Here is a 10899-nt window from a genome sequence, read left to right on the forward strand (position 1 = left end):
CCCTACCGGTCGTTCTGCGCCAGCCGCAGCAGATGGTCCGCGAGGGCCTGGCCGCCGGCCGGGTCACGGCTGATCAGCATCAGGGTGTCGTCACCCGCGATCGTGCCGAGGATGTCGTGCAGTTCGGCCTGGTCGATGGCCGAGGCGAGGAACTGGGCGGCGCCCGGCGGCGTACGCAGCACCACCAGGTTGGCGGAGGCCTCCGCGGAGATCAGCAGCTCCGCGGAGAGCCGGCGCATCCGCTCCTCCTTGGCCGACTCGCCGAGGGGGGCCTTGGGCGTGCGGAAGCCGCCCTCGCTGGGCACCGCGTAGATCAGCTCGCCGCCGGTGTTGCGGATCTTCACCGCGCCCAGCTCGTCGAGGTCGCGGGAGAGCGTCGCCTGGGTGACGCTCAGCCCGTCGTCCGCGAGCAGCTTGGCGAGCTGGCTCTGGGACCGCACCGGCTGCCGGTTGAGGATGTCCACGATCCGGCGGTGGCGGGCGGTGCGGGTCTGCGGTACGGCGGGGCCGCCCGGCTCGGAGTCCTGCGCCTCGTCGGTCATCGTCGTCTCATTCTCCGGATCGTCCGTCCCCGTTGGTCACTGCGTCGAGGACGCCGGGCAGCGACTGGAGGAACGCGTCCACCTCCGCGTCACCGATGATCAGCGGCGGCATGAGCCGTACGACATCGGGGGCGGGCGCGTTGACCAGGAAGCCGGCATCCTGGGCCGCCCGCTGCACCTTGGCGGCGACGGCCTCGGTGAGCACGATACCCAGCAGCAGGCCCGCGCCACGGACATGGGAGACCAGCGGGTGCGCCAGGCCCTCGATTCCGTCCCGCAGCCGCTCGCCGAGGCGCTTCACGCGATCGAGGGCGCCGTCGGCGGCGAGCGTGTCCAGAACGGCGAGTCCGGCCGCGCACGCCACCGGGTTCCCGCCGAAGGTCGTACCGTGCTGACCGGGCTTCAGCAGGTCGGCGGCCGGGCCGAAGGCAACGGTGGCGCCGATGGGCAGGCCGCCGCCGAGGCCCTTGGCCAGAGTGACGAGGTCGGGCAGGACGCCCTCGTGCTGCTGGTACTCGAACCAGGTGCCGGTACGGCCGACGCCGGTCTGCACCTCGTCCAGGACGAGCAGCGTGCCGGTGGCCGCGGTGATCTCACGGGCCGCCCGCAGATAGCCCTTGGGCGGGACGACCACGCCGTTCTCGCCCTGGATGGGCTCGATGACCACCAGTGCGGTCTCCTCGGTGACCGCGGCCCGCAGCGCCTCGGCGTCCCCGTACGGCACATGCGTCACCTCGCCGGGCAGCGGCCGGAAGGGCTCCTGCTTCGTGGGCTGGCCGGTGAGGGAGAGCGCGCCCATCGTCCGGCCGTGGAAGCCGCCGTGGGTGGCGACCATGTGCCCGCGCCCGGTCAGCCGCCCGATCTTGAAGGCGCCCTCGTTGGCCTCGGCGCCCGAGTTGCAGAAGAAGACCCGGCCCGGCCGCCCGAACAGCTCGATCAGCCGCTCGGCGAGCGCCACCGGGGGCTCGGCGATGAACAGGTTGGAGACATGGCCCAGCGAGGCGATCTGGCGGGACACCGCCTCGACGACGGCCGGGTGGCCGTGGCCGAGGGCGTTGACCGCGATGCCGCCGACGAAGTCGGTGTACTCGGTGCCGTCCGCGTCCCACACCTTGGCGCCCGCGCCGCGCACCAGCGCCAGGCCCGGGGTGCCGTAGTTGTCCGTCATGACCCGCTGCCAGCGCTGGGCCAGCTCCTGACCGGTCACGGTGTCTCCCCCTGCTGGTTGTCGGGCGGCCGGTGGTCGGGCACGACCATCGTGCCGATGCCCTCGTCCGTGAAGATCTCAAGAAGGATGGAGTGCGGGACGCGGCCGTCGATCACGCGCGCGGTGGTGACGCCGTTGCGCACGGCGAACAGACAGCCCTCCATCTTGGGGACCATGCCGCTGGAGAGGTCGGGCAGCAGCTTCTCCAACTGGCTCGCGGTGAGCCTGCTGATGACCTCGTCGCTGTGCGGCCAGTCCTCGTACAGGCCCTCGACGTCGGTCAGGACCATCAGGGTCTCGGCGCCCAGCGCAGCCGCAAGAGCCGCAGCCGCCGTATCAGCATTGACGTTGTAGACATGTCCGTCGTCCTGGGAGCGGGCGATCGAGGAGATGACCGGGATACGGCCGTCCGTCAGCAGCGCCTCGATGGCGCCGGTGTCGATCGCGGTGATCTCACCGACCCGGCCGATGTCGACGAGCTCGCCGTCGATCTCGGGCCGGTGCTGGGTGGCGGTGATGGTGTGCGCGTCCTCGCCGGTCATCCCGACGGCGAGCGGGCCGTGCTGGTTGAGCAGCCCGACGAGCTCGCGCTGGACCTGCCCGGCGAGCACCATCCGTACGACGTCCATGGCCTCCGGGGTGGTGACGCGAAGGCCCGCCTTGAACTCGCTGACCAGGCCGTGCCGGTCGAGCTGGGCGCTGATCTGGGGGCCGCCGCCATGCACCACGACGGGCTTGAGCCCGGCGTGCCGCAGGAAGACGACGTCCTGGGCGAAGGCCGCCTTCAGCGCCTCGTCGACCATGGCGTTGCCGCCGAACTTGATCACGACGGTCCTGCCGTGGTGACGGGTCAGCCACGGCAGCGCCTCGATGAGGATCTGCGCCTTGGGGAGCGCGGTGTGCTTGCGGGTGCTCATGAGCTGTACGCGCTGTTCTCGTGGACGTAGTCGGCGGTGAGGTCGTTGGCCCAGATCACGACGGGCTCGGCGGTTCCGGCGGCGAGGTCGGCGGTGATGCGGACCTCCCGGTAGCGCATGTCGACGAGGTCGCGGTCCTCGCCGACCGAACCGTTCTCGCACACCCAGACGCCGTTGATGGCGACGTTGAGCCGGTCGGGGTCGAAGGCGGCCTTCGTGGTGCCGATGGCGGAGAGCACCCGGCCCCAGTTGGGGTCCTCGCCGTGGATGGCGCACTTGAGGAGGTTGTTGCGGGCGATGGAACGCCCGACCTCGACGGCGTCCTCCTCGCTCGCGGCGTTCACGACCTCGATGCGGATGTCCTTGCTGGCGCCCTCGGCGTCCCCGATGAGCTGCCGGGCGAGGTCGTCGCAGACCGTCCGTACGGCCTCGGCGAACTCCGCGTACTCCGGGGCCACTTCGCAGGCTCCGGAGGCGAGCAGCAGCACGGTGTCGTTGGTGGACATACAGCCGTCGGAGTCGACCCGGTCGAAGGTGGTCCGGGTGGCGTCGCGCAGGGCGCGGTCCAGGACCGGGGTGTCCAGGTCGGCGTCGGTGGTGAGGACGACGAGCATGGTGGCGAGACCGGGGGCGAGCATGCCCGCGCCCTTGGCCATCCCGCCCACCGTCCAGCCGTCCTTGGTCACCACGGACGTCTTGTGGACGGTGTCGGTGGTCTTGATGGCGATGGCGGCCTTCTCGCCGCCGTGCGCGGAGAGCTCCGCCGCGGCCTTCTCGATGCCCGGCAGCAGCTTGTCCATCGGCAGCAGGACGCCGATGAGCCCGGTCGACGCGACGGCGACCTCGCCCGCGCTGTGCCCGTCGAGGACCTCGGCCACCTTCTCGGCGGTGGCGTGGGTGTCCTGGAAGCCCTGGGGGCCCGTACAGGCGTTGGCGCCACCGGAGTTGAGGACGACGGCGGTGACCGCGCCGCCCTTGAGGACCTGCTCGGACCACAGGACGGGGGCGGCCTTGACGCGGTTGGAGGTGAAGACGCCCGCGGCGGCTCGGCGCGGCCCGTCGTTGACCACGAGGGCCACGTCCGGGTTGCCGTTCTCCTTGATCCCGGCGGCGATCCCCGCCGCCGTGAACCCCTTGGCTGCCGTCACGCTCACGGCGCAACTCCTGTCATCGTCAGGCCCGTGGTCTCATCCAGCCCCAGGGCGATGTTCATGCTCTGCACCGCGGCGCCCGCGGTGCCCTTGGTCAGGTTGTCGATGGCGCTCACCACGACGATCCGGTGGGCGTCCTCGTCGTACGCGACCTGGATCTGCACGGCGTTGGAGCCGTACACGGACGCGGTGGCGGGCCACTGCCCCTCGGGGAGCAGATGGACGAACGGCTCGTCGGCGAACGCCTTCTGGTACGCCGCCCGTACCGCCTCGCCGCTGACCCCCGGCTTCGCCCTGGCGGAGCAGGTGGCGAGGATGCCGCGGGGCATGGGGGCGAGGGTCGGGGTGAAGGAGACGGTGACGTGCTCTCCGGCGGCCGCGCTCAGGTTCTGGATCATCTCGGGGGTGTGGCGGTGCCCGCCGCCCACGCCGTACGGCGACATCGAGCCCATCACCTCGCTGCCGAGCAGATGCGGCTTGGCCGCCTTGCCCGCGCCGGAGGTGCCGGAGGCCGCGACGATCACGGCCTCGGGCTCGGCGAGGCCGCTCTCGTACGCCGGGAAGAGCGCCAGCGACACGGCGGTGGGGTAGCAACCGGGGACCGCGATGCGCCTGGCCCCCTCCAGCGCGGCGCGGCCGCCCGGCAGTTCGGGCAGCCCGTAGGGCCAGGTCCCGGCGTGCGGCGAGCCGTAGAACCGCTCCCAGTCGGTGGCGTCCTTCAGCCGGAAGTCGGCGCCCATGTCGATGACCAGCACCTCGTCGCCGAGCTGCTCGGCGACGGCGGCGGACTGGCCGTGCGGCAGCGCCAGGAACACCACGTCGTGGTCGCGCGCCAGCACCTCGACGGTGGTGGGCTCAAGGACGCGCGCGGCCAGCGGGAGCAGATGCGGCTGGAGCGCGCCGAGCCGCTGCCCGGCGTTGGTGTTCCCGGTCAGGGCGCCGATCTCGACGTCCGGGTGCGCGAGGAGCAGCCTCAGCAGTTCCCCGCCCGCATACCCGCTCGCCCCGGCCACTGCCGCTCGTACCGCCATCGAAGCCTCCTCGTCGATGGCATGACTATACGCAGCAATGCAGTTTTATGCAAAGGTCCTTTCCGGTCTCCCGGGAACGGTAGCGGGATGGGTACCGCGAGCTCAGTGTGGAGGTATGGACGCGAGTCGGGATGTCCGCAGGGCGGGCCCGGTGGACGCGGCGCACCGGGCGCTGCTGCTGCCGGGCGGTATGTGCACCACCGAGTTCTACGTGGAGGTGATGGCCCAGCCGGCGATGACCGAAGCGGGACTGGGCCTGGTGGCGGCGACCCTGCCGGGGTTCGGCCGGACCACGCCGTCGGCGGATCTGTCGATGGAGAACTACGCGCGGCTGATGGGCGAGTTCGCGGCGGCCGAGGGCTGCGACGTGGTGGTGGGGCACAGTCTGGGTGCGAACGTCGCGATCGAGATGGCCGCGCTCGGTGTGTCCCCGGGCCCCCTGGTCCTCCTGTCACCGACGTTCTCCCGGGCGGACGAGGCGAAGTTCCTGGGGGTCCTGGACCAGGTGGGGCGGCTGCCGGCGCTGGGGCCCCTGGCCTGGACGGCCATGCTGAAGGCGATCCCCCCGATGATGAAGAAGGAGATGCTGAAGGGGAACGTGCCGCAGGACCGTGCGGAGGCGCTGGCGGCGGACCTGGGCAACAACGACCCCGCGTTCTGCCGCGACGTCGTACGGCACTACTACGCCTACCTCGCCCGGCACCCCTCGCTCGTGGCCCGTCTGCGGGAGTCGGGGGTCCGCTCCTGGGTCGTGCGCGGCGACCACGACGAGATCGGGCTGAAGGACGAGGAGCGCCTCCAGCTGGAGGCGGATCCGCGGGTCACGATGGTGACGGTGGCGGACGCGGGGCACGCGGTGCTGGTGGAGCAGCCGGCGCGGGTGGCCGAGGTGATCGTCGAGGCGGCACAGGAGGTCCGGGCCTGATCCGGCCCGCGCGTCGCACCTGCCGCCCAGCCCGTTCATCGCGCCCGCCGTTCCGGCCGCGAGGGACCCCGCGAGCAGTCCCCGCCGAGTGATCCGTCCCACTTGATGACCCCCTCGTCGCTACGAATGTCCGGTGTTGCGCACAGCATGCCCGCCCCACCCCGTGATCCACACGCAGGCGCGGAGTAACGTCGTGGGCCGGGACGGGCGCCGGAATCACACGGGGGACCCGCCAGGACTTTTCTGTCAGAAGCGAAAGGCAGCGATGTGACGGGCCCTACGGGAGATATTGCACGCGTCGGAGTGGTGGGCTGCGGCCAGATGGGGGCCGGCATCGCGGAGGTCTGCGCCCGCAGCGGCCTGGACGTGAAGGTCGCCGAGACCACCGGCGAGGCCCTGGAGATCGGCCGCACCCGGCTGCACAACTCCCTTTCGAAGGCTGCCGAGCGCGGCAAGATCACCGCGGAGGAGCGCGACGCGACGCTCGCCCGCCTGAGCTTCACCACCGACCTCGGCGAGTTCGCCGACCGCGATCTCGTCATCGAGGCCGTCGTCGAGAACGAGCAGGTCAAGACCGAGATCTTCCAGGTGCTCGACCAGGTGGTGACCCGCCCGGACGCGATCCTGGCGTCCAACACCTCCTCCATCCCGCTGGTGAAGCTCGCGGTCGCGACCTCGCGGCCGGACCAGGTCATCGGCATCCACTTCTTCAACCCGGCCCCGGTGCAGCAGCTCGTCGAGCTGATCCCGGCGCTCACCACCTCCGAGGGCACCCTCAGCCGGGCGCAGGCCATGGTGGAGAAGGTCCTCGGCAAGCACGCGATCCGCGCCCAGGACCGCTCGGGCTTCGTGGTCAACGCGCTCCTCATCCCGTATCTGCTCTCCGCGATCCGGATGTTCGAGTCGGGCATCGCCAGCCGCGAGGACATCGACAACGGCATGGAGCTGGGCTGCGCCCACCCGATGGGTCCGCTCAAGCTGTCCGACCTCATCGGTCTGGACACGGTCGCCTCGGTGGCGGACTCGATGTACGACGAGTTCAAGGAGCCGCTGTACGCGGCGCCTCCGCTGCTGCAGCGCATGGTGGACGCGGGACGCCTGGGCCGCAAGACCGGCTCCGGTTTCTACACGTACGCCTGAGCGCGTCCGCGTACTTCCGGGGACGCTTTTCGCCGGGCCCGGCTCCTCTGTGTGAGGGCCGGGCCCGGCGCGTTCACACCCGGTGTGCGGCGCGAACCCGCATATGCTCTTCGCACACTCTCCCGCCCCTGGAGCAGGGCGAGTTGACTCCTTGGCGAAAAGTCAATGGCAATCAGCCACAACGACGAAGGAGCCTCGCCGTGCCGAGCGACCCCGGCCACCCGATGGCCGTCGACGAACTGTTCGCGTTACGCCGTTCCCTGGAAGTGAGTCTGGCCCGCATCGACGGGCAGATGACGCTGCTCACCCACCGCGACGACCAGAGCGAACGCGAACTGACCGAGCTGGGCGTGCGGGTGGCGTCCCTGGAACACACGAGGTGGCCGCTGCCCGCGCTCACGGTGCTCACCGCCCTCGGCGCACTGGCCGTCGCGGTCTGGCAGGCGCTGGGGCGGTGAGCGTCCGGCGGCCGGCCCCTAGGGTCTGTCCGGCGGATCTGGTCGGCTTTCGGTCCGGAGGGACCTTGCGGTGCTGGTGAGCGGGGGTCTGGTGCGTCCAGCTGCAAGGCGGAGGATTGAGGCGACGCGGAGCGTCGGTGATTGACGACAACGCCGCTGGGGGTCCCCCCTGGCCCTTAAGGCCTTGGGGGAGGGCGTGCCAGACCCCCGCGTGCCGACCAGATCCGCCGGACAGGCCCTAGCCGTCGCCGAGCCGCATATGGTGCAGGAGCAGGAGTCCGGCCGCCATATTGGCGGCCGGGACCTCGCCGCGGGCGATCATGTCGGGTACCAGCTTGAGCGGTATCCACTCGCGCCGCGACGACTCGAAGTCGTCCTCGGGGTGGCCGATGTACTCGGCCGACTCCGACCAGTAGAGGTGGTGCCGGGCGTCGATGAGCCCGTTGGCGGGCTCGACGGTGAGGAGCGGGCGCAGCGGGCCCGGCCGCCACCCCGTCTCCTCCTCCATCTCCCGGGCGGCCGCGGCCGCGATGTCCTCGCCGTCCTCGACGACTCCGGCGGCCAGCTCCCAGCCCCAGCTGTCGGTGATGAACCGGTGCCGCCACAGCAGCAGCACCTCGTTGGCCTCGTTGACGACGGTCGCCACGGCGACCGGGCGAAGCCTGATCAGGAAGTGGTCCAGGTGCCGCCCGTCCGGGAGGACGACATCGGCGAGATTGACGCGGAACCAGCGGTTCTCATAGACAGTTTGTTCACTCAGGTTCGTCCACTGCACGTTTTTGCCACCTTCCGACAAGAGGATGGCAATATCGCAGCAGGCACGCGCTCACAGGGGAACGCGCAGTGCCCCGTCGATCAGCTCGGCGGCATCGTCGGCGCCGGCGCAACCGCTCTCGACCAGATGCTCGCGTACGACGCGCAACCGGTCGCGCAACCGCTGCGACTCCATCCCCCGGGCCCGCTCGGCCATCTCGACCGCCGTCGCGACGGCCCGGTCCGCCTCGCCCTGCCGGAGCTCGATCTGCGCGAGCATCGCCAGCCGGTGCACCCTGCCCCGGTCGTGCGAGGGGGCGTGCGCCGCCAGTCCCGCCTGCTCGCGCGCGGCCGGGAGATCCCCGAGCCGCAGCAGGGCCTCCGCCACCTGGACGTTGACCAGGCCCGGCTGGACGTAGCCGGTCTCGGCGGGTTCGTTCTTCGGCCGGATCCGCTCGGCGGCCCGCTCGGCGCCGCGGATCGCGCCGAGCGCGCTGCGCCCGTCGCCGAGGTGCGCGTACGCCTTGGCCTGCATCGCGTGCAGATCCGCGGCCAGCGCCGGGGTGAGCTGGTGGCCCGCCGCCCGCAGCGCCGCCTCCGCGAAGGCGACCGCCTGGCGGTAGTCGCGCATGAACAGCGACTGGTTGACCAGCAGGGCGATCACATACGCGCCGAGCCCCCGGTCCCCGCTCGCCTTCGCCAGCCGCAGCGCCTGGTGGAAGTAACGCTGGGCCAGGCCCTGGGCGTTGGAGTCGTACGCGCAGATCCCGGCGATCGCGACCAGTCCCCCGGTCGCCCGGTGCAGCTGGCGGCCGGTCTGGTCGGTGTAGCAGCCGCGCAGCAGCGGCGCGGTCTCGGAGTTGAGGAAGCCCACGATGCGCGAGCGGGTGGCGATGCCCCCGGCCTTGCGGTACATCAGCTCGTAGTGCGCGCGGGCCGCACGCAGCATCTCGATGTCGCTCTCGCTCACCGCGGTCTGGCCGTGCCGGGACACATCGGTGTCCTCCGGCGGATTCTCCCACTCCCACACCGGCATCACGGCCGGGGTGCCGGTGACCGCGGGCGCGCCCAGTATGTGCGGGCGCTGCTGCTCGTCGGAGCGCCACAGGGCGGTGGCCCGCTCCACGAACCCGGCGAGCGGCGAGCCCACCGGCGCGGCCGGCTCACCCGGCACACCGAGCCCGATGTCGTCGAGGGTGACCGGCCGGTGCAGCCGGGCCGCCAGCACCTCGCAGATCAGATCGGGCACCTGGCCGCGCGGCCGCTGCCCCTTCAACCACCGTGCCACCGCGGTGTGTTCGTATCTCAGTGCCAGACCTCTGGCACGGCCGGCCTGGTTCACATGGGCCGCGAGCCCGGCGTTCGAGATGCCGGCCTCGTCGACCAGCGCGTCGAGCAGGGTATTGGGCTGCATCAGGCCCCTCCGTTGGCTCGGTGGACCCAGCGTAAACGAGGCGCGTTCACACGGGGTGTGAAGGGAGTACTCGCATTTATGCGCCGCGCACTCTGCCGCCGCGAGCCCACTGCCGATTGACTGAACTGCCTCTCCACAGAGGCGTGCCGGGCCGCCGGCTCCCCCTCGTACAGTGCGGCGGCCCGCTCCCGGCGCCGCCGGTCCTGCCGAACTGCCCGTCACTCCGCGGCAGGACCGACGGCGCACGCTCCACCGCCTCAGCGCCCCGCCTGCGCGGCCGGGACGGCTCCGGGCTGCGCGGGCACGCGCACCCGGTCGTTGCGCAGCACCATCAGCGCCACGTCGTCGGCCAGCCGTCCGCCGGTGTGGCGCAACAACTCCCGCTGTACGCAGTGGATCACTGCTGCGGGGGACAGCGGGGTGTCCAGGGCCGCCCGGGCGAGTACTTCCTGCAGCCGGAAGAACCGCCCGGCGCGGTCCCTGGCGTCCTCGGCGCCGTCCGTGTGCAGACACAGCGCCTCCCCCGGCAGCAGCCGGGTGCAGTACTGGAGCGGCAGTTCGGCGGGGAGCGGGAAGGAGCCGAGCGGCGGCAGCGGGTCGCCGGGCAGCAGCGCCTCGGCGCCGCCGCACAGCCGATAGGGCCAGGGATGACCGCAGTTGAGGGCGAGCACCGTGCCGTCGGCACGGATCTCCAGGAGCAGTACGGTCACGAACTCCTCGGCGAGCGGGCTCTCCGGCTCGCCCGGGCAGCAGGCCGGGTGCTCGGCGCGGGCCCGCTCGCGCAGATGCCGTTGCAGCGCCCGCTCCAGACGCCGCAGCACGCCCGCCAGGTCCGGCTCGTCGTGGGCGGCCTCGCGGAAGCTGCCGAGCAGTGCGGCGACCGCGCCGAGCGCGCCCAGGCCGTGGCCGCGCACATCGCCCATGACGACCCGCACCCCGTGCCGGGTGGCCATCACCTCGTACAGATCGCCGCCGACCGCCGCGCCCCGGCCCGCGCAGAGCTGGCCGGCGGCCACCGTGAGCCCGTCGACACGGGGCGGCGGCGGGCGCAGCAGCACCCGCTGGGCGGCGTCGGCGACCTCCTGGACGAGCCGCAACTCCCGGGCCGCGCCCAGCCGTACGCCGTGCACCAGACAGACCACCGCGATCAAGAAGGCCGCACAGGTGGCGATCCGCAGACCCATCGACTCGTCGGTGGCCAGCGGACAGGTCAGCTGCCAGACGACGACCAGGACCAGCCACAGGGCGGGCAGCGCCAGGGCGAGTCCCCGGCCCGTACCGAGTGCCTGCGCGCAGGCCGCCGTCCAACTCCTGGTACGGATCATGCCGTCGGCCCCCCTAGGCCTCTGCGCCTCTCACCC

The 10899-nt window shown here is 71.9% G+C and carries 11 protein-coding genes; 3 read left to right on the forward strand and 8 right to left on the reverse strand.

The window, feature by feature from the left end:
• Positions 1-2 precede the first annotated feature (2 nt).
• Genes A8W25_RS04365 through argC form a run of 5 tightly spaced genes read right to left on the reverse strand, consistent with a single transcriptional unit; the run spans position 3 to position 4848 of the window.
• Positions 3-542: an arginine repressor gene (locus A8W25_RS04365; RefSeq protein WP_067155970.1), complete on the reverse strand. Its 540-nt coding sequence runs from the start codon at positions 540-542 to the stop codon at positions 3-5.
• Between the two features lie 7 nt (positions 543-549).
• Entirely contained in the window at positions 550-1749 is a 1200-nt protein-coding gene (locus A8W25_RS04370) for an acetylornithine transaminase (protein ID WP_067155973.1), read from the reverse strand.
• Complete coding sequence (argB, locus tag A8W25_RS04375; RefSeq protein ID WP_067155976.1) at positions 1746-2666, reverse strand: acetylglutamate kinase; 921 nt, start codon at positions 2664-2666, stop codon at positions 1746-1748. The genes A8W25_RS04370 and argB overlap by 4 nt, the downstream gene beginning before the upstream one ends.
• Positions 2663-3820, reverse strand: coding sequence for a bifunctional glutamate N-acetyltransferase/amino-acid acetyltransferase ArgJ (gene argJ / locus A8W25_RS04380; protein ID WP_067155978.1), 1158 nt, complete (start codon positions 3818-3820; stop codon positions 2663-2665). The genes argB and argJ overlap by 4 nt, the downstream gene beginning before the upstream one ends.
• A complete protein-coding gene (gene argC / locus A8W25_RS04385; protein WP_067155982.1) occupies positions 3817-4848 on the reverse strand; it encodes an N-acetyl-gamma-glutamyl-phosphate reductase in 1032 nt (343 codons plus the stop codon). The genes argJ and argC overlap by 4 nt, the downstream gene beginning before the upstream one ends.
• Before the next feature lie 115 nt (positions 4849-4963).
• Between argC and A8W25_RS04390 the strand changes: the two genes are divergently transcribed.
• The 3 genes from A8W25_RS04390 to A8W25_RS04400 all read left to right on the forward strand — a co-directional run bounded on the left by A8W25_RS04390 (position 4964) and on the right by A8W25_RS04400 (position 7371).
• Complete coding sequence (locus tag A8W25_RS04390) at positions 4964-5773, forward strand: alpha/beta fold hydrolase (RefSeq protein WP_158942378.1); 810 nt, start codon at positions 4964-4966, stop codon at positions 5771-5773.
• A 267-nt stretch (positions 5774-6040) separates the two neighbouring features.
• Positions 6041-6913 (forward strand): 3-hydroxybutyryl-CoA dehydrogenase, encoded by an 873-nt coding sequence (locus A8W25_RS04395; RefSeq protein ID WP_079125794.1) that lies wholly within the window; start codon positions 6041-6043, stop codon positions 6911-6913.
• 200 nt (positions 6914-7113) lie between these two features.
• A complete protein-coding gene (locus tag A8W25_RS04400; protein ID WP_067155990.1) occupies positions 7114-7371 on the forward strand; it encodes a hypothetical protein in 258 nt (85 codons plus the stop codon).
• 238 nt (positions 7372-7609) lie between these two features.
• Here A8W25_RS04400 and A8W25_RS04405 read toward each other — a convergent pair whose 3' ends face one another.
• The 3 genes from A8W25_RS04405 to A8W25_RS04415 all read right to left on the reverse strand — a co-directional run bounded on the left by A8W25_RS04405 (position 7610) and on the right by A8W25_RS04415 (position 10863).
• Entirely contained in the window at positions 7610-8146 is a 537-nt protein-coding gene (locus A8W25_RS04405) for an NUDIX domain-containing protein (protein WP_067155993.1), read from the reverse strand.
• A 51-nt stretch (positions 8147-8197) separates the two neighbouring features.
• On the reverse strand, positions 8198-9538 hold the full coding sequence (locus tag A8W25_RS04410; RefSeq protein WP_067155997.1) for a transcriptional regulator: 1341 nt from the start codon (positions 9536-9538) through the stop codon (positions 8198-8200).
• Between the two features lie 257 nt (positions 9539-9795).
• The gene (locus tag A8W25_RS04415; protein WP_079125795.1) at positions 9796-10863 is read right to left on the reverse strand and encodes a PP2C family protein-serine/threonine phosphatase; all 1068 of its coding nucleotides are present in this window, start codon (positions 10861-10863) and stop codon (positions 9796-9798) included.
• Positions 10864-10899 lie beyond the last annotated feature (36 nt).

Source organism: Streptomyces sp. ERV7 (assembly GCF_001653515.1).
Classification (GTDB): Bacteria; Actinomycetota; Actinomycetes; order Streptomycetales; family Streptomycetaceae; genus Streptomyces.

Bases quoted from the DNA above. Each gene is read 5' to 3' on its own strand.
- A8W25_RS04390 (WP_158942378.1), top strand. From the start codon at position 4,964: ATGGACGCGAGTCGGGATGTCCGCAGGGCGGGCCCGGTGGACGCGGCG.
- A8W25_RS04365 (WP_067155970.1), bottom strand. From the start codon at position 542: ATGACCGACGAGGCGCAGGACTCCGAGCCGGGCGGCCCCGCCGTACCG.
- A8W25_RS04410 (WP_067155997.1), bottom strand. From the start codon at position 9,538: ATGCAGCCCAATACCCTGCTCGACGCGCTGGTCGACGAGGCCGGCATC.
- A8W25_RS04415 (WP_079125795.1), bottom strand. From the start codon at position 10,863: ATGATCCGTACCAGGAGTTGGACGGCGGCCTGCGCGCAGGCACTCGGT.
- argC (WP_067155982.1), bottom strand. From the start codon at position 4,848: ATGGCGGTACGAGCGGCAGTGGCCGGGGCGAGCGGGTATGCGGGCGGG.
- argB (WP_067155976.1), bottom strand. From the start codon at position 2,666: ATGAGCACCCGCAAGCACACCGCGCTCCCCAAGGCGCAGATCCTCATC.